This window comes from Pseudomonas sp. C9-3 (assembly GCF_032392015.1).
GTDB lineage: Bacteria > Pseudomonadota > Gammaproteobacteria > Pseudomonadales > Pseudomonadaceae > Pseudomonas > Pseudomonas nitroreducens.
The window spans coordinates 4514219-4534191 of sequence record NZ_CP135919.1 but is presented as its reverse complement, the minus strand read 5'-3'; the positions used below and the strand labels follow the sequence as shown (position 1 = coordinate 4534191).

The window sequence follows — 19973 nt, the reverse complement described above, 5'->3', positions numbered from 1 at the left end:
CCCGTCGCCAGGGAGGGCGATTGCTCCGGGGTGGGCGGAAATGCCTGAGGAAAATTGAACGGTTGTACAGGGGTATCGGAAGGATACGACTTCACAGTCGAAAAGGGCGGGCGAAACCCGGTCGAGGTGAACCTCTAGGATTATCGATTCAGCTTCACAGGGCGCGGTGAGCATCCCGAGGCGAATCGGTGGATCAGAAGAAGAGGAAATCCTATGGCCGAACCATGCCAGTTGTACCTGAAGGTCTCCATCAGTCGCTCCAGGCTCGAGGAATTCCTTTCCCGGGAAGCAGGCTCTGCGGCCTGTTTCAAGGATCTCGAGCAGTGGCTGGAGGGAAATCGCCAACGACAAGGCGGCCTCACCTGGAGCGAACTCTGCGAACTGGGGCAGGGCACCACCGCGGCGGCCTGGGTGGCGGGCTGGAGCCGGCACCTGCGCTCGCCGGCCTGGAACCACTACGACGATGCGACCCAGACCTGGAGCCTGGGCGTGCTGGAGTTCACCGAAAGCCGGGACTGGATCATCGGCGCGATCAACGTGTTGCGCAGAGTCGCGGAGTACAAGGACCAGCCGGACACGGACTACCTGCTGATCTACGAATACCTGTTCGGCAAGGGCACGGTGGTGGCTGCCGTCGAGCTGACCCCCGGCGCTTCCTGGATCCTGCCGGGGCCGCCGCCCCTGCATGTCACGGGCGAAGCCGACCTGATGATGAACAGCCTCTTGCGTGCCATGGATGTGACCGCGACCTATGCCGTTCAGCGAATTTTCGACACAGATACTCACAAACGGCGCTGCTGAGTTCTTTTAATTGAGAACCAATATCATATAATTTCGCTTTTCAATCGCGCGCCCGGGCAGTGTCCGGGTCGCCTCGCAGGATTCACCTCGATGTGCGTTTCCCCGCGCCCGACCCGTTCGAGCATCCAACCATGAGCGCAACCCAGGCCGGCGCCATCGCTGCCCGTATCCTCAGCGCCGTGGTCGGCGGCTATGCCCTGGCCTACACCGCCACGGCCTTCTTCAGCGTCTACCTGCCGATGTCGCGTTCGGACCGCGTGTCGCTGGCCAGCCTGGCCTGCTTCATTGTCTGGGTCGCGGCGATCCTCTACGCCTTCGGCGCGAAAAGCCCGTGGCGGGCGGTGTGGGCACCGGTGGCGCTGAGCGTCGTGCTGGGCCTGGCCGCCTTCCTGCCGACCGCCTACGGGGTGCGCCCATGAGCCTGCGCCAATCCATGTCCGGCCTGCACACCTGGAGCGGGTTGCTGGTCAGCTGGATTCTCTTTGTCGTGCTGTTCTCCGGCACCGTCGCGGTGTTCGACAAGGAGCTCACCCGCTGGATGACACCGCAGCTGCACAAGCTGGAAGAGGTGAAAGTCGGTGCCGACCAGGTGCGTGAGCTGATCGTCGAGCGCGCGCCCAAGGCCCACGGCTACTGGATGCACCCGCCCACCGAACGCATGCCGTACTGGACGGCTGGCTGGGAGCCGGCGGACTTCAGCGAGTTCCAGTCCTTCCTGGTGGACGCCCAGAGCGGCGAGGTATTGCCCAGGACCGTCGGCGGCAACTTCTTCCTCGAACTGCACTACGAGCTGCATGGCGGGATGATCGGCCTCTACGTGGTCGGCGTGGCCGGAGTGTTCATGCTGGTGGCGCTGGTCAGCGGGGTGATCGTCCACCGGCGCATCTTCAAGGACTTCTTCACCCTGCGCCCGAAGGCGGCGAAGCAGCGCGCCTGGCTGGATGCGCACAACGTGCTGGGCGTGCTTGGCCTGCCGTTCCATCTGCTGATGGCGTACACGGGGCTGGCGATCTTCATCACCTTCTATATGACCGCCGGCATCAAGGTGGCTTACAAGAACGACATGGAGCATTTCTTCCATGACGTGCAGGGCGCCTTCGACCGTGAAGCGCTGGGCAAGCCGGCGAAGGCGACCAAGTCCATCGACAACATGATCCTCAAGGCCCGCGAAGCCTGGGGTGACGACAGCCAGGTCGGCTGGATCAACATCGAGAATCCGGGCGATGCAGCGGCGATGGTGCAGATCCGCAAGGCGGTGGACAAGGGCATGGTCAACGACCAGCGCACCGTGTCCTTCGACTCCGGCAGCGGCGCGCTGCTGCATGTGCAGAAACCCTACAAGCCGGGCTACAAGACCTACGCCTGGTTGACGGGCCTGCACATGGCGCAGTTCGGCAACGACCTGCTGCGGGTGATGTATTTCGTACTCGGCCTGGTGGGCTGCGTGATGGTCTTCGGCGGCCTGCAAGTCTGGGTGAGCAAGCGTGAATCCCGTGGCCACCGGGGCGTGGCGCTGGTGCGTACGCTCAACGGCGCGGTGTGCGGCGGGCTCCCGATCGCGTCGCTCGGCCTGCTCGCGGCTTCGCGGCTGTTGCCGGCCGACCTGCTCCAGCGCACTCGTTGGGAGGCCACCGCCTTCGTGGTGATCTGGCTGCTGGCGCTGCTCCACGCGCTGCTGCGCCGGGGCAGCCGGGCCATGGCTCGCGAGCAGTTCGTCGCCCTGGCGGCGCTGGCGTTGCTGTTGCCGGTGCTGAGCCTGTTCGGCCCCGAGCCGGGACGGGTATCGACGCATTTCGCCAATGGCGACTGGATGATGGTCGGCATCGATCTCGGCCTGCTGCTGATCGGCGGGTTGTGCGCCTTCCTCGGCTGGCGATTGGGCCAGGAGCGCGCCGAGCCCGCGCGTGCACGTCGTGCCCGTAACGAGGAGTTCGCCTGATGCTGCTGGTGTTCGGTCTCAACCTGCTGGCGCTGGCGGCGGCCTGCCTGTCGCTGTCGCGCCATCACCGCGATCTGTTCGGTAATGCGCCCTCCGAGTCCCGTGTGCGTCTGCTGCGTATCGTGGCGTTGGTGGATGGTGCGCTGGCGCTGGCTTATGCGATCCACGTCATCGGCATGGAACTGGGCATCGTCTATTGGGCGTGCCTGTTGATGATCGCGGGGGCTGTGCTGGTCCTGCTGCTGGCCTGGCGGCCGCGCTGGGCGCTGCCGACGGCGGCAGCGATGCCGGTAATTGGTGGTGTGTTGGCCGTACTCGGCTGACGCTTCGGGCTCTTGTAGGAGCGAGCTTGCTCGCGAACAGATTTCCCGATTGATCCGGTGGTGTGCGGTTCGCGAGCAAGCTCGCTCCTACAGGTCGGGTGTTCGCGCAGGATCGGCCAGCGGACTACTCCTCGAACGCCTGCCGATATTCCCCCGGCGTGCCACCCACCACCGACCTGAACCGATTGGCGAAATGGCTGGCGCTGGAGAACCCGCACGCCAGCGCCACCTGGCTCAGCGGCTGGCGCGTATCGCGCAGCAGGCGCTGCGCCAGTGCTACGCGGCGGGCCAGCACATACTGGTGCGGCGGCATGCCGAAGCTCTCGCGGAACATCCGCGCGAAGTGGTATTCCGATAGCGCCGTCTGCATCGCCAGCTCGCCCAGCGACAGTGGCTGGTCCAGGCGCTGCTCGATGTATTCGGCAACGCGCCGGCGCATCACCGGTGCCAATCCGCCCTTGAGCTTCAAGCCTTCCCGCAGGCCGACCTGATTGAGCAACAGATGATCGATCAGGTCATGAGCCAGGGTACTGGTGCGGATGCGTTCGCCCGGCTCGTGCCAGTCCAGCTTCACCAACTGGCGGAAGCGCGCGGCCTGTTGTGGGTCGTCGAGGAAGGTGCGCTCGTGGAGCTGCAGTTCACGCGGTTCGCGGTCGAGCAGGCGGATGCAGCCGAGGGCGAACTGCTCCTGGCCGATGTAGAGGTGGGCCAGGCGGATGTCGCCGTTGACGATCCACGCCGACTCGGCGCCGGCCGGCATCACGCACAACTTGTCCGGCGCACCCTTGCTGCCCGGCGCGCCGCGGCGGAAGGTGCCGGTACCGTCGTTCAGGTAGCACGACAGCGTGTGGTGGCTGGGGGCGTGGTAATCGCGGGCGTCGTGGCTGTTGCTCCAGATCGCCGCGGACAGCCCGTCGCCCAGCTCCGCGCAACGCTCCAGGCGGGCGTTGGGCGAGGCGTTCATCGACTGGAAGACTTCGAGCTGCGAAATGGCTGACATGGGTGTTCCTCTGCTGCCTTCACTCTACCCGCGCGGGCGCGCCTTGCCAGCCCGGTTGTCGCAATAAGCGCAAGAATCTGCAAGCCGGCGCCGGGGCAGGGCGGGAGACTGTTTCTCCAGTCATCCGGAGATCGCCATGAACCTCTCGCTCTACCTGCTCACGGTGCTCATCTGGGGCACCACCTGGATCGCCATCAAGCTGCAGGTCGGCGCCGTCGCCATTCCCCTGTCCATTGCCTACCGCTTCAGCCTGGCAGCGCTGGTGCTGTTCGCCCTGCTGCTGGTGTCGCGGCGGCTGCAACCGCTGGGCCGGCGCGGGCAGGCGATCTGCTTCGCCCAGGGGTTGTGCCTGTTCTGCGTGAACTTCCTGTGCTTCTACACCGCCAGCCAATGGGTGCCGAGTGGCCTGATCGCCGTGGTGTTCTCCACGGCGACGCTCTGGAATGCGCTGAATGCGCGAATCTTCTTCGGCCAGCGGATCGCGCCCAACGTGCTGGGCGGCGGTGCGTTCGGGCTGGTCGGCCTGGCGCTGTTGTTCTGGCCGGAGTTGTCCGGGCACCAGGCGACGCGGGAGACCTTCTACGGCCTGGGCCTGGCGCTGCTCGGCACCTTGTGTTTCTCGGCGGGCAACCTGTTGTCGAGCCTGCAGCAGAAGGCCGGGCTGCGGCCGCTGTCTACCAATGCCTGGGGCATGCTCTACGGCTCGCTGATCCTGCTGGGCATCTGCCTGGTACGGGGCGTCCCGCTGACCTTCGACAGCAGCCCGCAGTACGTCTGGTCGCTGCTGTACCTGGCGATTCCCGGCTCGGTGATCGGCTTTACCGCCTACCTGACACTGGTCGGGCGCATGGGCCCGGAGCGCGCGGCCTATTGCACCGTGCTGTTCCCGGTGGTGGCGCTGAACGTCTCGGCCTTCGCCGAAGGTTACCAGTGGAGCCTGCCGGCGTTGGCCGGGCTGGGGCTGGTGATGGCCGGCAACGTACTGGTGTTCCGCAAGCCGAGGCCGGTGCTGCAGCCGGCGCGGGCGTGATGGTTCATGATCGTGGCGGGCCCCGTTTGACCGCTAACGGGAAGCGCTGACGTAGGATGGGTGGAGCTTGCGATACCCATCAACGGTGTCCGCACGTTGATCGATGGGTATCGCTTCGCTCCACCCATCCTACGAAGAGCTTCGCTGAGTCAGGCCTTCCACGACTGTGGATTGACCAGGTTCTTCGGTCGTTCGCCACGCAGCGCCGCCTCGAAGTTGTCCAGCGCGCACTCGGCCATGGCCTGTCGGGTTTCGTGGGTCGCCGAGCCGATGTGCGGCAGGGTCACGGCGTTGGGCAGGGTGAACAGCGGCGACTCGGCCAGCGGTTCCTTCTCGTAGACGTCCAGGCCGGCGGCGAGGATGCGTTTTTCCTGCAGCGCTTCCACCAGCGCGGCTTCGTCGATCACCTGGCCACGGGCGATGTTGACCAGGATGCCGGTGGGTTTCATCAGCTCCAGTTCGCGCTTGCCGATCAGCTTGCGGGTCTTGTCCGACAGCGGCACCACCACGCAGACGAAATCCGCCTCGCCCAGCAGTTCATCGAAGCCGCAGAAGCGGGCATTGAACTCCTGCTCCAGCTCCGGCTTGCGGCTGTTGCCGTGGTAGAGGATGTCCATGTTGAAGCCGAAGTGGCCGCGGCGGGCGATGGCTGCGCCGATGCGGCCCAGGCCGAGGATGCCGAGCTTCTTGCCGTGCACGTCGACGCCGAAGTGCTGGGCGTCCACGGTACGCTTCCACTGCCCGGCCTTGGTCCAGGCATCCAGTTCTGCGGTGCGTCGGGCGGCGGCCATGATCAGGGCGAAGCCGAGGTCGGCGGTGGTTTCGGTGAGCACGTCCGGGGTGTTGGTCAGCGGGATGCCGCGCTGGTTCAGGTAATCCAGGTCGTAGTTGTCGTAGCCCACCGAGACGCTGGAGATGACTTCCAGCTGCGTGGCCTGGGCCAGTTGCTTCTCGCCCAGCGGCCGACCGACGCCGATCATGCCGTGGGTTTCCGGCAGGGCCGCGGCAAGCTGCGCGTCGACGTCGCCCTGCTTGGGATCGAGCACGGTGACGTTGAACTGGCTGCGCAGGCGGTCGAGGTGTTCCGGGGCGAGGCGGCTGAAGACGAAGACGTTCTTTTTCATGGCGGTCGGACGGCTGGGAAGCGGAAAGGGGCTTTACCCTAACACTGGCGGACCAGAGCGGCGCAAGGCTTGCGTGCGTGGTGGGCGGCTATCGAACGAGGCTCTTCGCAGGAGCGAGCTTGCTCGCGAATCGCGTACTGCCGAAGCCACCGGGAAATCTGTTCGCGAGCCAGAACTGGGCGTCCCCCTCGCTCCTATAGGAGCAGGGCAGGTCGGCACGGGGGAAGAAGATGGGTTCGCGGGCAAGCTCACTGAACACCGGGGTAGGGAGTTACACAGTGAGCTTGCCCGCGAAACACGACGAAAAGGGTGGTCAGGGTCCCACATCGGCGAGGCCGGCGCCATCCGCCTGGAGCACGCCAGGGAGGTTCTCGCGCAGGTAGGCTACCCAGGTCTTGATCTTCGCGTCCAGGTACTGCCGCGACGGATACAGCGCGTAGACGTTGAGGATTTGCAGCTTGTAGTGCGGCAGCACGCGCACCAGCGAGCCATCGCGCAGGCCGTCGATCGCCGAGTAGACGGGCAGGGCGCTGATGCCCATGCCGGAGCCGATGGCCTCGGTCATGGCGTCGCCGACATTCACCTGGAAGGGCGAGGGGCCGAGGGTGATCATTTCCTGGCCATTGGGGCCGTCGAACAGCCATTTGTCCAGCGGCAGTACCGGGCTGATCAGGCGCAGGCAGTCGTGCTCCATCAGTTCGGTGGGCGTTTTCGGCGTGCCGCGTCGGGCCAGGTAGTCGGGCGAGGCACAGAGGATGCTGTAGGTCTCGCCGATGCGCTGGGACACCAGGCCCGAATCGGGCAGTTCCGAGGCGACCACGATGGCCACGTCGAAGCCTTCGTCGAGCAGGTCCGGCACGCGGTTGGCCATGGTCAGCTCGAAGGTCACGTCCGGATGCAACTGGCGATAGTTGGCGATGGCGCGGATCACGTAGTGCTGGCCGATGCCGGTCATCGAATGCACGCGCAGGCGGCCGGCGGGGCGGGCGTGGGCGTCGCTGGCTTCGGCCTCGGCTTCCTCGACGTAGGCGAGGATCTGCTCGCAGCGCAGCAGGTAGCGCTGGCCGGCCTCGGTCAGGGCGATGCGCCGGGTGGTGCGGTTGAGCAGGCGGGTCCGCAGGTGGGACTCCAGATTGGCGACCGCGCGGGATACGTAGGCGGTGGTGGTGTTCAACTGCTGCGCGGCGGCGGTGAAACTGCCGGTTTCCGCGACACAGGCGAACGCACGCATGGTCTGCAGTGTGTCCATTGGGGCCTCGTCAGTGGGGCGTCTGTCCCGGGTGGCGACGTCGATGCAGCGATACGTCGCCGCCGCCGGCATGTCCTTGATGGGTGGCAATGCGCGGAGCAGAGCGGGGGCGGCCTATTGTCACATGGATGGCGACACACATTGTTTCATTATCGGTAATAAACAATCACAAAACAGCCGGCTTATCCGTTCCCTTTCCCGTCCCTAGAATTCAATCGCCGCAACTGGCTTTGCCGGCTCTCCACGCTTAAAAGCCCCACGCTGAAAAGCTAGACCACTTCCAGGACCTCCACCGTGTCGCGTCACCTCGTGAAAGGACTGACGTTCGTCGGCTCCTTTGTCATTTTTTCAACAATCGCCGGATGTATCAGCACCAACGGCATCGCCCCGCAGGAACAACGCCTGGGCGACACCGAGCTGGCCACCGACGCCGCCATCGCGCACGCCAACCAGGAAGCTGGCTGGCCCGCCGAGCAGTGGTGGCGCGCCTATGGCGATCCGCAGTTGAATAGCTGGGTGCAGACTGCGCTGGACGGCAGCCCGACCCTGGCCCAGGCCGAGGCGCGGGTGCGCATGGCCATGGCCATGGCTGGCGTCGCCGAGTCCGCCGAGTCGCCGCAGATCAGTGGCGATGCCTCGCTGACCCGCCACCGCTGGCCGACCGACTATTTCTACGGCCCGGGCGAACTGGCCGATACCACCACCTGGAACAACAACGCCGCACTGGGCCTGAGCTACTCGCTCGACCTCTGGGGCCGCGAGCGCAGCAACACCGAGCGCTACGTCGACATCGCCAAGATGACCGCCGCCGAGGCGCGCGTGGCCCAGCTGGAGCTGGAGAGCAATATCGTCCGCGCCTACATCCAGCTGTCGCTGCAATACGCCGAGCTGGACATCGGCAAGGCCATGCTGGCCCAGCAACAGGGCATCCTCGCCCTGGCCCAGCGCCGCCTCGATGGCGGCATCGGCACGCATTTCGAAGTCAGCCAGGCGGAAGTCCCGCTGCCGGAGACCGAACGCAAGATCGAAGCGGTGGACGAGGAAATCCAGCTGACGCGCAACCAGCTCGCCGCCCTGGCCGGCAAAGGCCCCGGCGCCGGCGCCTCGATCCAGCGCCCGAGCCTGAAGCTCGCCGAAGGCCCCGGCCTGCCCAGCAAGCTGCCGATGGAGCTGCTCGGCCATCGCCCGGACGTGGTCGCCAGCCGCTGGAAAGTCGCCGCCCAGGCCAAGGGCGTGGACGTCGCCCGCGCCGAGTTCTACCCCAACGTCGACCTGGTCGCGAGCATCGGCTACAGCGCGGTCGGTGGCGGCATGCTGGAATTCCTCAATGCCGAGAAATTCACCTACGGCGTCGGCCCGGCCATCTCCCTGCCGATCTTCGACGGCGGTCGCCGCCGCTCGCAGCTGAGCCAGGAATCGGCGGGCTACGACGCCGCCGTGGCGCAGTACAACCAGACGCTGATCAACGCGCTCAAGGGCATTTCCGATCACCTGATCCGCATGCACTCCATGGAGCTGCAGCAAGGGTTCGCCGAGAAGTCCGTGGCGTCGGCCCAGCGCACCTACGACATCGCCACCAAGGCGTACCGTGGCGGTCTGACCGACTACCTCAACGTGCTCAACGCGCAGACCCGCCTGTTCCAGCAGCAACTGGTCGAACAGCAGGTTCGCGCCGCACGCCTGGCCACCCATGCCGGCCTTGTCGTCGCCCTTGGCGGCGGCCTGATGGACAAGCAGGAAGGCCCGAAAGAACAGAAGATGGTCCCGGAAACCGTCGACGTCCGCGCGGCTCAGGGAGCCGGGCGCTGATATGGCGGCGAACGACTTCAGCGCCCATCCGACACCGCTCGACGCCCTGCGTCGCGCGCTGCTGGAGTGGGGCCGCAGCGACGGCGTCACCTGGGTGTACATCGCCAAGGTGCTGCTCGCCGCGCTGCTGACGCTGTGGCTGGCGATGCGCCTGGAACTGCCGCAGCCAAGCACGGCGACCATCACCGTGTTCATCGTCATGCAGCCGCAAAGCGGCCAGGTGTTCGCCAAGAGCTTCTACCGGATTCTCGGCAGCGTCGTCGGGTTGACCGTGATGGTCGCGCTGATCGCGATCTTCGCCCAGCAGCGCGAGCTGTTCCTGCTGGTCTCGGCGCTGTGGATCGGCCTGTGCACCGTCGGCGCCGCGCGCTACCGCGACTTCCGCTCCTACGCCTGCGTGCTCGCCGGCTACACCGCCACGCTGATCGGCCTGCCCGCCACCCTGCACCCGGAAGCCGCGTTCATGTCGGCCATCTGGCGCGTGCTGGAAATCAGCCTGGGGATTCTCTGCTCCATGGTGGTCAGCGCCACGCTGTTCCCGCAGACCTCCAGCACGGCCATGCGCAGCGCGCTGTACCAGCGTTTCGGCGCCTTCGCCGGCTTCGTCCTGGACAACCTTGGCGGCGGTGATCGGAGCAGGTTCGAGGCATCCAACGTCGCCTTCGCTTCCCAGGCCGTGGGCCTGGAGGCGCTGCGCAGCGTTACCCGTTTCGAAGACCCGCACATGCGCCTGCGTTCCGGCCGCCTGTCGCGCCTGAACAACGAGTTCATGGTCCTCACCACCCGCTACCACGCACTGCACCAGTTGCTGGCGCGGCTGCGGGCACAACAGGCGGATGCGGTGCTGCTCGCCTTGCAGCCGTGCCTGGACGAACTGGCCCAGGTACTCGCCCCGTGGCGCGGCCAGTCGGTCACCGACCGCGACGCCGAGCGCCTCGCCGCGCAGCTGGAAAGCCACCGCACGCGGATGATGCAACGTATCCGTTCCGGCCGCGCGCAGCTGCTGGAGGAGCAGGATGATCCTGCCGCGCTGCTGGACTACAACACCGCCGGCGAGCTGCTCTACCGCCTGGCCGACGACCTCTACAACTACGCCCTGACCCACGCCTCCCTGGCCGCGCACAAGCACGAGCGGGAGAACTGGAAGCACGGCTTCTCGCCCAAGGCCAACCTGGTCGCCTCGCTGGTGGCGGGCGGCCGTACCGCGCTGATGGTGCTGGTGTTCGGCCTGTTCTGGATCGAGACCGCCTGGCCCAGCGGCAGCACCTTCGTGCTCAACGCCGCCGCCGTCGCCGCGCTGGTATCGGCCGCGCCGGACCCGGCGAAGATGGCCATGCAGATGGCCGTGGGTACCTTCTTCGCGGCGATTCTCGGCTTCTCGGAAACCTTCTTCGTGTTCCCGCACCTGGACGGCTTCGCCCTGCTGGCCTTCGCCCTGGCGCCGGTGTTCGCGGTGGGCGCGTTCTTCTCGATCAAGCCCAAATACGCCGGCTACGGCCTGGGCCTGCTGGTGTTCTTCAGCTTCGGCGCGATCCCGGCGAACCTCACCGTCTACGATCCGGGCCGCATGCTCAACGAGTACATCGCCCTGGTGCTGTCGCAGAGCCTGGCCGCCGTGGTCGCCGCAGTGATCATGCCGCCCACCAGTGCCTGGCTGTGGCGGCGCCTGGAGAAGGACCTGCGCCTGCGCGTGGTGGAAGCCATCAGCGGCAAGCTCGACGGCCTCGTTTCGTCCTTCGAAAGCGGCACCCGCGACCTGCTCAACCAGGCCTACGGCGTGGCCGCGCGCAGCCCGCAGATGCAGCGCCGTCTGCTGCGCTGGACCTTCGTGGTGCTGGAAATCGGCCACTCGATCATCGAACTGCGCGTCGAGCAGGAGAACCTGCCGAGCGAGCCCTGCTATGCCGAATCGACGCCCTGGCGGCAGTCGATCCGCGCCATGGGCCGTGCGCTGATCCGCCTGTTCGTCAAACCCTGCGAGGCCAACCGCGAGCGCGCCCTGGCTGCCGTGGAACAGGCCATCGATTGCGTGAAGACCACCGACGAGCCGCGCGCACCGGACTTCGAAAGCTCGCCGCTGCGCCGCGTACTCAGCTACCTGCACTTCATCCGCAGCAGCCTGCTCGACCCGCAGTCGCCGCTGCGCGATGGCGAAACCACTTCTGGAAGAACCACCCATGTTGCCTGACCTGCCCCGCGAGATCGCGTTCCACGGGGTCTACATGCCGACCCTGACCCTGATGTTCCTCGTTGCCGCAGTGATCTGCTGGGGCATCGACCGCATCCTCGCTTCCGTCGGCCTGTACCGCTACACCTGGCACCCGGCGCTGTTCCGCGTGTGCCTGTTCGCCTGCCTGTTCGGCGGGCTGTCCCTCACTATCTATAAGTAACGAGCGTGCACCCATGACTCTCAAATCCATCATCAGCCTGCTGGCGACCCTGATCATCCTGGCGGTCGCCGCGTTGATCGGCCGCGCCCTCTGGGTGAACTACATGGATACGCCCTGGACCCGCGACGGCCGGGTGCGCGCCGATATCATCAACGTCGCCGCCGACGTCTCCGGCGTGGTGGTCGACGTACCGGTGCGCGACAACCAGCAGGTGAAGAAAGGCGACCTGCTGATGCAGATCGACCCGGACCATTACCAGATCGCCGTGAAGCAGGCTGAAGCCCTGGTCGCCTCGCGCAAGGCCACCCTGCAGATGCGCCAGCTCAACGCCAAGCGCCGCCGCGCCATGGACGAGGAAGTGGTCTCCCGCGAGAGCCTGGACGACGCCAGCAACACCGCCGCCGCCTCCGAGGCCGACTACCAGCAGGCCCTGGCTGCGCTGGACGCGGCCAAGCTGAACCTGGAGCGCACCCATGTGCGCGCCTCGGTGGACGGCTACGTGACTAACCTCAATGTGCACCGTGGCGACTACGCCCGTGTCGGCGAGGCGAAGATGGCGGTAGTCGACGAGAACTCCTACTGGATCTACGGCTACTTCGAAGAGACCAAGCTGCCGCACATCCGCGTCGGCGACCCGGCCGAGCTGCAACTGATGAGCGGCGAGCGCCTGAAGGGCCACGTCGAAAGCATCGCCCGTGCCATCTACGACCGCGATAACCCCGAGAGCCGCGAGCTGGTGGCCGACGTCAACCCGACCTTCAACTGGGTGCGCCTGGCCCAGCGCGTGCCGGTGCGCATCCACATCGATGACGTGCCGGATGGCGTGCTGCTGGCGGCGGGCATCACCGCCACCGTGATCGTCAACCCGCAGAGCCGCAACGCGGAACATTCCGACGGCGCGGCTGCGCCGGCGCAGTGATCTGATCCAATGAACGACAACGGGAGCTTCGGCTCCCGTTTTCGTTGGCGGCCAGATCGCGGCGCTCATACGGCGGCATGCATGTCGCGTAGGGCAGAGCCCAGGGGCTCTTCGTAGGAGCGAGCTTGCTCGCGAACGCCCCAACTCCGGTGCCATGCGGTTCGCGAGCAAGCTCGCTCCTACAAATGGTTCAGCCCTCGGCGTGCTCGCCCTGGCGGTTCTTGTAGCTGCCACGGATGTTCATGGCTGCCAGGCACAGCTGCAGGAGCACCAGCGCGTAGGCGTGGGCCGGCAGGCCCCAGGCGATCCATAGCGCGTTGCTGGCGAGGAATACCCAGAAGCCCACCTTGCGCCGCTTGCGGTCGCGGGAGCCGACCAGCCAGGCAGCGAGGACGGTGACCAGCATGGCGGGCCATTGCAGCAGGTCGATCAGTTCGTTCATGGCAGGTCGGATTCAGGCCGGTGTCCTGACGTCAGACCAGCCCCGGTGCGGCAAAGTGCGGACGAACTGGGTAGCCATCGAGCAATGCGTTGGTCTTTTCCGGGTCCAGTTCGCCATTGAACGGCACGCCCAGCGCCTGGCGGTGGATGCCGGTGGCAGCAAGCCAGAGGGTGTCGATACGCGCGGCCAGGGCGCCGGGAACGTCGGTCACCAGGGAGTCGCCGACGAACAGGATGTGTTTCGCGCCGCGCGCCTCCAACTGTCGCTGGGCGATGCGGAACGCGGAGGGATCGGGTTTGCCGTACCAGTGAACCTTGCCGCCTTCTTCCGCGAAGGCTTCGGCCAGGCGGCCGGCGCCGAACACCGTCTGGCCGCCGGAGACCACCACACGGTCGGGGTTCGCGCACAGGAACGGCTTTTCGGTGGCGCCACGCAGCGGGGCGAAGCGCTCTTCCAGTTCGTCCTGCGGGAAGCTGCCGACGCCGAGGATCATCGACGCAGCGTGGATGTCGTCGCAGAAACGTTCGCGGATGTCTGCCGGCCAGGTGGTCAGCGCATCGCCTACGCCGACGGTGTAGATGCCGCCGCGCTGGAATTCGCGTTCATGGGTGAAAGCGTCGATGGCCAGTTGGCCGGAGGTGGTGATGCCGGCGAACAGTTCGCGGGAGACACCCAGCCGTACCAGGGTGTCGGCCATCTCCGGGACGCTGCGCGAGGCGTTGCTGAGGAACCACACCGGCTTGCCTTCGGCGGCGCGGCGGCCGAGCCAGGCGAGGGCGCCGGGGAAGACATCGACGCCGTCGATCAGCACGCCCCAGAGGTCGAGCAGGAAGCCGTCGTAGTCGGCGCAGAAGGCATCCAGGCCGGCGTGGTCGATATAGCGGGTGTGGGTGACGGCGCTGAAACGGGAAACGGTCATGGCGAGCCTGTGAAACGGTAAAGGTGCGGATAAGCTACCGCACTCTCGCCGATTCGGTGTGACAGGCCGCCGATCAGTGCGCCGGATGCGGCGACCGCTCCTCGCCGAAGGTGTCCGCCAGCCAGCCCTTGAGCTGGCAGCCAGCAAAGGCCGAGGTGCTGCACTCGCCACTGGCCAGGGCCTGCTGCAACTGGCCGATGTCGGCCTTCTGCACATAGGCGATGGCATCCTGCATGTCATCCTCGGTGCCGAAGCCGCCCTGGGTCATTTCCTTGAGTGCGTCTTCCTTGCTCCAGCCCTGGATCACCGTGCGGTACATGGCCGCGAACAGGCCGGTACGATCGCGCCCGTGCTTGCAGTGCATCAGCACAGGGCCCTTTTGTTCGGCGCTCTGCAGGATACGCAGGACTTTCAGCACGTCGGCGTCATCGACGCGGTCGGCATGGGTCGGGAAGCTCACTGCCTCGATGTTCTGCTGGCCGATCCATTCACGGTCGTCGTCCTTGATGAAGCTCACCACGGTCTTCACCTGCAGGCGCTGCAATTCAGGCAGGTCGGTACTGCTGGGCAATGCGCTGCGGTAGAGCGTCGGCGACATCTGGTAGAGGTTGAACGACTGGTCCACAGGCTTCGCCCAGTCGGCCGGCGTTTCGCCGGCGGCCAGGGCGAGCGGGCCGAAAGTCAGCAGGGCGGCGGCGATGGCGCCACGAAGGGTGCGGGGCAGGGACATAGGGACTCCTCCAAGGTCTGCGTCACCTTAGGCGGGGTCGGGTCGTGCCCGGATGAAATGCAGGTGAAGAAAGCGTGAAGCCCGCTCAGCGTCTGTCGGACGGCAGAAAGCGCACCAGCACGCCGGGGCGGAAGAACCACCAGACGCACAGCGGATAGCACAGGTAATTGAGGAAATAGAGCAGCAGTGCTGCCGGGCTGGGCGTGTTCTTCCATGCCGCCATGCCCACCAGGATGGCGTAGAGCAGGGCCAGGCCGCCGCCATACAGGGCGGTCAGTCGCCAGCGTTCGCCGGTTTCCGCCAGTCGCTTGTGTCGGCGGGCGAACCAGAAGGCCATGGCGGCGGCAATCAGGGCTGCCACCAGCAGTGTCGCCGGCACGCCACCAACCCGCAGCAGGGCGCGCGCAACGACGTTGAGGAAGAAGGCAGCGAGTATGCCGGCGAGGGCGAGGTAGCGAACCTGATGGACCATCAGAGTTGCCCGTCGAGGCCGAAACGCTTTTTCAGGACCTTGTCCAGCAGGCCGCTGGGCACCCAGCGCGAGAGCAGCGGCAGGGCGCGGCTGCCGTTACCGATGCGGACCAGGCGCGGACGTGGCGAGCGCTGTGCCGCGGCCAGCAGTTCACGGGCGAAATCGACGGCCGGGGTGGGCTTGTCCTGGGACGCGGCGGCGCGCGCCTGGATGAATTGGCGCAGCGGCCACCAGGCGGATTCCTCGCTGACCACCGCGGCCATCTCGCGGCTGGCGTTGGCGCCGAAGTTGGAAGCGATGGCGCCGGGCTGCACTTCCATCACCTCGACGCCGAAGGGCGCAAGCTCCAGGCGCAGTGCGTCATTCAGGGCATGGACGGCAGCTTTCGATGCGCAGTACGCGCCAGCGAAGGGCGTGACTAGCACGCCGGACACGCTGCCGATGTTCACCACCAGCCCGCGCCGGGCGCGCAGGGCGGGGAACAGCGCGCGGGTGACGCCGACCACGGCGAACACGTTGGTCTCGAACTGCCGGCGGATCGCCTGGCTGCCGCCGTCCAGCAACGGGCCCATGGCGCCGTAGCCGGCGTTGTTGATCAATACGTCCAGCCCTCCGGCTTCGCGCAGCATTTGCTCGGCAAGGCGCTCCACGGCAGGTTCGTCGTTGACGTCCAGGAGCACGCCACGAAAGCCCGCCTGGCCGAGGGCGGCGACGTCTTCATCGCGGCGGGCGGTGGCCCAGACCTGGTACCCGGCGGTCTGGAAGGCATCGGCAAGGGCGCGGCCGATACCGCTGGAGCAACCGGTGATGAGGGCGACGGGCTGGGGCATGGTCTGGCAGTCCTTGGGCTGTGGGCGGGACTACCGTACCGGATTGTGCGGGGCAGGTGAATCAGTTGCCGAAGCGGCCGTTCACCCGCTCGGCGCGGAACTCCAGGGTGCTGGCGCGATAGCCGGGTCGCAGCGGCGGCAGCGGCAGGCAGTCGTTCCAGCTGTCGCCGGCAAGCAGGGCGCCAGGGCCGCGATAGCGGGGAGCTTCGTAGAGGTTTTCGGCGAGGTCGGTGGTGTCGCCGGGGCGGTAGGCAGCGACCTTCCAGCGCAGTTCCAGGAGTGGATGGTTCGACCCGTTCTTCAGGCTCACGGCCAGGGGGCGATCGGTCGGGCACTGGTCGGGCTGGTAGGCGATGCGCAGTTCCAGGTGCTGCAGTTGGCGGGCTTCGCTGTTGTCCTGCCAGATGGCGAAAGCGATCACACAGGCCAGCCCGACCAGGCCGGCGCCGGAGATCGGCAGGGCGCGGGAAGGGTAGCGGATCAGCAGGATGATCCAGGTGACGATCAGCAGGATGCCGTACAGCATGGAGTGCTCCGCAGGGATATCGAGCATTACCTTAGCAGGGTGTGAGACGACTCGGATTGATGCCGATCGGATCTTCGCAAGGGTGATCGGCCCGCTGCCGGCCGTGGCGAAGGGGGCGCTGCTGCGCCCCGCGCATTTCCCCGTATCAGTCCTAGTCCTGCTGGGTCAGCAGGTCCGGGCTCAGATGCGCTGCAAGCCAGGTACTCGAGGAGTTGTATGCGTTGGCTGCCCGATCACCGGTTTCCACGTTCTGCTGCGCGGCGGTGGAGGCCTGCCAGGGCAGGTCGTCCTGCGCATGCACCAGCACGTCCGCCAGCGATAGTTTCGAGGTGTTGCTGCTGTCGGCATTCTCCAGCAGGGCGCTGTCGACTTCCTGGGATGGCTGTGGCTCCACGATGGGAGTATCGATGATGGTGATTACAAAGGCAGCGGTTGGTTGGCTGGAATGGCCATCGGCGTTCGTGGCGACGGCGGTGATGCTGTGGGTGTCTAGCGTCAGCGCTTGTGCAGGGGTGAAGCTCCAGGTGCCGTCGGGCTGGACTACGGTGGTGCCAAGAGTGTCCGTGCCGTCATGGAGGGTGATGGTGGCATTGACCGTGCCGGTGCCGATGATCTCGGGGTGGGTATCATGGGTCGTACCATCAGGTTCGATGTCCCCTTGCAGGGGATAGACGTCATTGACCAGCCGGCTGATGGCGACCTGGGGGGCTTCGTCCGGGAGCGGCTCGACGATTGGCGCATCGAGGATGACGATCACGAAGGCAGCGGTTGACTGGCTGGAGTGGCCGTCGGCGTTCGTGGCGGTGGCGGTAATGCTGTGGGTGTCCAGCGTCAGCGCTTGTGTGGGGGTGAAGCTCCAGGTGCCGTCGGGCAGGACTACGGTGGTGCCAAGAGTGTCCGCACCGTCATGGAGGGTGATGGTGGCGTTGACCGTTCCGGTGCCGCGGATTTCCGGGGTGGTGTCCGTGGTGGCGCCATTGGGCACGATATCGCCGGCGTCAGTACCGGAGTCGCTGACCAGCCGGGTGATGGCCACCTGTGGCGCTGCAGCCGTGTCGTTTCCCGAGTGGCCCGAACCGCCCGAACCGCCCGAGGAGTGCAGCGAGGTGGCCAGCACGCCCAGCGCGCCCGCACCGGCGAGGATCGGCCAGGTGATGAACCCGGCGCTGTAGTCCTGTGATGCGGTGATAACCGGGGTATCGCTCAGGACGGGACCGTTCAGGGCGATGTGCGTCGACTCTCCGTCCAGCAGTGTCAGGTGGCCGCTGATGGCTCCACCATCGGTAGGTATATAGGCACGTGGCTGGCCGTCGTCATCGAGGCCGTAGAGCTGCGCATTCATGCCGGGGTCGAAGTAGCCCAGAAGGGTCAGCTCGGGCGTGCTGTCGTCCTTGAGGAAGACCAGCAGGTCCTGGCCTTCGCGCTTTACCTCGATGGGATCGACCAGGGTACTGGCGGTAGCGGTTCTGAAAATGTATCGGGTGCCCCGCTCTACTTTCACGCCACCGCCACCCTCGACGATCATGCGAGTGGCTGAGTCTTCTTTGGCGGCGATGAGGACGATCTGTCCCATGGGTTGTTCTCCGGATGTCGATAGAGTGGGAAAGCCGCCCAGTATTGACTCGCCATTTCTACCCCGATATCCGAATTCGCCGGGATAGTTGGCGTAGAAGCCCATGGCTGCGTAGGAAATGGCAGGATTGTTTGCCCCGCATGGGGCGCGACGCAAACCCGCCGCCGGAGGGGCACGGGCGGGGAAGGCAGTTATGCCGTTGGCCGACGCCACCCATAAAAAAGCCCCCGCACCATGAGGTGCGGGGGCGTCGGCGCCGATGGGGGAAAGCGCCAGGTCCAGTGACCCTCAGCTCAGCGAACCACCGCCTGTACTTCAACGTTCTCGGTGGTACGGCCGTAGACGTCTTCCAGACGCTCGATGTCGTCCTCTCCCAGGTAGCTGCCCGATTGCACTTCGATGATTTCCAGCGGGATCTTGCCGGGGTTGGCGAGGCGGTGGACCGAGGCGATCGGGATGTAGGTGGACTGGTTTTCGGTCAGCAGGAAGGTCTTGTCGTCGCAGGTCACCTGGGCGGTGCCGGACACGACGATCCAGTGCTCGGCGCGGTGGTGGTGCATCTGCAGTGACAGGCGCGCGCCGGGCTTGACCGAGATGTGCTTGACCTGGAAGCGGCCGCCCATGTCCACCGAGTCGTAGGAGCCCCACGGACGGTAGACCTGGCAGTGGTTCTGGGTCTCGCTGCGGCCGGCGGCGTCGAGCTGGTTGACCACCTTCTTGACGTCCTGCACGCGGTCCTTGTGGGCGATCATCATGGCGTCCTTGGTCTCGACGACCACGATGTCTTCCAGGCCGATCACCGACACCAGCTTGCCGTTGCCGTGCACCAGGCAGTTGTGGCTGTCGTGGACCATCACGTCGCCCATGGTGACGTTGCCGTCGTCGTCCTTGTCATGCACTTCCCAGATCGACGACCAGCTGCCGACATCGTTCCAGCCGGCGGACAGCGGCACCACGCAGGCGCGGCGGGTCTTTTCCATCACGGCGTAGTCGATGGAGTTGTCCGGGCAGCATTCGAAGGTGGCGGCGTCGATGCTGATCAGGTCGCCGTCGTGCTGGCTGCGCTCCAGGGCCAGCAGGCAGGTGTCGTAGATGTCGGCGTCGTGCTTCTTCAGCTCCTCGAGGAAGCGGCTGGCGCGGAACAGGAACATGCCGCTGTTCCAGAAGTAGCCGCCGTCCTCGACGAACTGCTGGGCGCGGGTTTCGTCGGGTTTTTCGATGAAGCGCTCGACGCGGATAACGCCGTCCGGCAGGCCGCGCTCGTCACCGGCCTTGATGTAGCCGTAGCCGGTTTCCGGGCGATTGGCGGGGACGCCGAAGAGCACCATCTCGCCCTTTTCGGCGGCGTTGGTGGCCAGCGCCAGGGCGCGCTGGAAGGCACGCTGGTCTTCGATCACGTGGTCGGCCGGGAGGATCAGCAGCAGCTCGTCGCGGCCCTCGGCCATGAGCTTCATGGCGGCGATGGCGACCGCCGGAGCGGTGTTGCGGCCGAAGGGTTCGAGGAGGATCGACTGGGTTTTTAGGTCCAGCGCTTCGAGCTGTTCCTGGACGATGAAACGGTGCTCCTGGTTGCTCACCACGACGGGGGCTTCCATGCCGTCGAAGATCAATCGCGACAGGGTCTGCTGGAACAGGGTGTGTTCGCCGGTCAGTGCCAGGAACTGCTTGGGATACTGTTTGCGCGAAAGAGGCCAGAGTCGCGAGCCGCTGCCACCGGAAAGAATTACTGGGATCATCGGGGTTTCTCCTTAAGCGTTTGCGTTCTGTCTGCCGAGCCGCGTCGTGCGGTCCGGCTTGCGGTTTGGGTGACCTCTCCAGTGCTGGCCGTCGCTGCGGTGCACGGGTCTTGCCGCCGGTGTGGGGCCGGTCTTGTTGTTTTGCATCGTTGTTTGGGAGC

General features: G+C 66.1%; 20 protein-coding genes. 9 read left to right on the top strand and 11 right to left on the bottom strand.

The genetic code is table 11. The features are described 5' to 3' along the window. The first annotated feature begins 213 nt into the window (after window positions 1–213). The 4 genes from RS899_RS20770 (at window position 214) to RS899_RS20755 (ending at window position 3063) form a co-directional block, all read left to right on the top strand. Entirely contained in the window at window positions 214–801 is a 588-nt protein-coding gene (locus RS899_RS20770) for a hypothetical protein (protein ID WP_315807965.1), read from the top strand. A gap of 131 nt (window positions 802–932) precedes the next feature. Further along, a complete protein-coding gene (locus RS899_RS20765) occupies window positions 933–1220 on the top strand; it encodes a hypothetical protein (RefSeq protein ID WP_054910103.1) in 288 nt (95 codons plus the stop codon). Beyond that, the gene (locus RS899_RS20760) at window positions 1217–2740 is read left to right on the top strand and encodes a PepSY-associated TM helix domain-containing protein (RefSeq protein ID WP_315807964.1); all 1524 of its coding nucleotides are present in this window, start codon (window positions 1217–1219) and stop codon (window positions 2738–2740) included. Before RS899_RS20765 ends, RS899_RS20760 begins: the two co-directional genes overlap by 4 nt. After that, window positions 2740–3063 (top strand): DUF3325 domain-containing protein, encoded by a 324-nt coding sequence (locus tag RS899_RS20755; RefSeq protein WP_037016593.1) that lies wholly within the window; start codon window positions 2740–2742, stop codon window positions 3061–3063. Before RS899_RS20760 ends, RS899_RS20755 begins: the two co-directional genes overlap by 1 nt. Before the next feature lie 124 nt (window positions 3064–3187). Here the strand turns inward: RS899_RS20755 and RS899_RS20750 are convergent, their stop codons facing one another. Further along, a complete protein-coding gene (locus RS899_RS20750) occupies window positions 3188–4063 on the bottom strand; it encodes a helix-turn-helix domain-containing protein (RefSeq protein WP_054910101.1) in 876 nt (291 codons plus the stop codon). Window positions 4064–4199: 136 nt separating this feature from the next. Here RS899_RS20750 and RS899_RS20745 point away from each other — a divergent pair, with 136 nt between their 5' ends. Next, a complete protein-coding gene (locus RS899_RS20745; protein WP_054910100.1) occupies window positions 4200–5093 on the top strand; it encodes a DMT family transporter in 894 nt (297 codons plus the stop codon). Window positions 5094–5242: 149 nt separating this feature from the next. On the opposite strand, the gene RS899_RS20740 is transcribed toward RS899_RS20745, so the two are convergent. Both RS899_RS20740 and RS899_RS20735 read right to left on the bottom strand, forming a co-directional pair. Next, window positions 5243–6217, bottom strand: coding sequence for a D-glycerate dehydrogenase (locus RS899_RS20740; RefSeq protein WP_315807963.1), 975 nt, complete (start codon window positions 6215–6217; stop codon window positions 5243–5245). A gap of 313 nt (window positions 6218–6530) precedes the next feature. After that, the gene (locus RS899_RS20735) at window positions 6531–7466 is read right to left on the bottom strand and encodes a LysR family transcriptional regulator (protein ID WP_017519048.1); all 936 of its coding nucleotides are present in this window, start codon (window positions 7464–7466) and stop codon (window positions 6531–6533) included. Window positions 7467–7760: 294 nt separating this feature from the next. On the opposite strand from RS899_RS20735, the gene RS899_RS20730 reads away from it, so the two are divergent. From RS899_RS20730 to RS899_RS20715, 4 genes are read left to right on the top strand one after another with little or no spacing between them, the layout of a single operon-like run. After that, on the top strand, window positions 7761–9275 hold the full coding sequence (locus tag RS899_RS20730) for an efflux transporter outer membrane subunit (RefSeq protein WP_082450806.1): 1515 nt from the start codon (window positions 7761–7763) through the stop codon (window positions 9273–9275). Between the two features lies 1 nt (window position 9276). Further along, a complete protein-coding gene (locus RS899_RS20725) occupies window positions 9277–11463 on the top strand; it encodes an FUSC family protein (protein ID WP_315807962.1) in 2187 nt (728 codons plus the stop codon). A 1-nt stretch (window position 11464) separates the two neighbouring features. Continuing rightward, on the top strand, window positions 11465–11665 hold the full coding sequence (locus tag RS899_RS20720) for a DUF1656 domain-containing protein (RefSeq protein ID WP_045211321.1): 201 nt from the start codon (window positions 11465–11467) through the stop codon (window positions 11663–11665). A gap of 13 nt (window positions 11666–11678) precedes the next feature. Then, entirely contained in the window at window positions 11679–12584 is a 906-nt protein-coding gene (locus RS899_RS20715; protein WP_315807961.1) for an HlyD family secretion protein, read from the top strand. A gap of 190 nt (window positions 12585–12774) precedes the next feature. Here RS899_RS20715 and RS899_RS20710 read toward each other — a convergent pair whose 3' ends face one another. The 8 genes from RS899_RS20710 to RS899_RS20675 form a co-directional block, all read right to left on the bottom strand. Next, complete coding sequence (locus RS899_RS20710; RefSeq protein ID WP_054910096.1) at window positions 12775–13026, bottom strand: hypothetical protein; 252 nt, start codon at window positions 13024–13026, stop codon at window positions 12775–12777. 31 nt (window positions 13027–13057) lie between these two features. Then, complete coding sequence (locus RS899_RS20705; protein ID WP_315807960.1) at window positions 13058–13945, bottom strand: TIGR01459 family HAD-type hydrolase; 888 nt, start codon at window positions 13943–13945, stop codon at window positions 13058–13060. Between the two features lie 73 nt (window positions 13946–14018). After that, entirely contained in the window at window positions 14019–14675 is a 657-nt protein-coding gene (locus RS899_RS20700) for a dual specificity protein phosphatase family protein (protein ID WP_233299019.1), read from the bottom strand. Between the two features lie 85 nt (window positions 14676–14760). After that, window positions 14761–15147 carry a hypothetical protein gene (locus RS899_RS20695; RefSeq protein WP_315807959.1) on the bottom strand — a complete coding sequence of 129 codons (387 nt, stop codon included), beginning with the start codon at window positions 15145–15147 and terminating at the stop codon, window positions 14761–14763. Then, complete coding sequence (locus RS899_RS20690; protein WP_315807958.1) at window positions 15147–15977, bottom strand: SDR family oxidoreductase; 831 nt, start codon at window positions 15975–15977, stop codon at window positions 15147–15149. The genes RS899_RS20695 and RS899_RS20690 overlap by 1 nt, the downstream gene beginning before the upstream one ends. Before the next feature lie 61 nt (window positions 15978–16038). Further along, window positions 16039–16503 (bottom strand): hypothetical protein, encoded by a 465-nt coding sequence (locus tag RS899_RS20685; protein WP_054910091.1) that lies wholly within the window; start codon window positions 16501–16503, stop codon window positions 16039–16041. A 151-nt stretch (window positions 16504–16654) separates the two neighbouring features. Further along, window positions 16655–18076, bottom strand: coding sequence for an Ig-like domain-containing protein (locus RS899_RS20680; protein ID WP_315807957.1), 1422 nt, complete (start codon window positions 18074–18076; stop codon window positions 16655–16657). Between the two features lie 293 nt (window positions 18077–18369). Next, entirely contained in the window at window positions 18370–19812 is a 1443-nt protein-coding gene (locus tag RS899_RS20675; RefSeq protein ID WP_315807956.1) for a mannose-1-phosphate guanylyltransferase/mannose-6-phosphate isomerase, read from the bottom strand. Window positions 19813–19973: the final 161 nt, after the last annotated feature.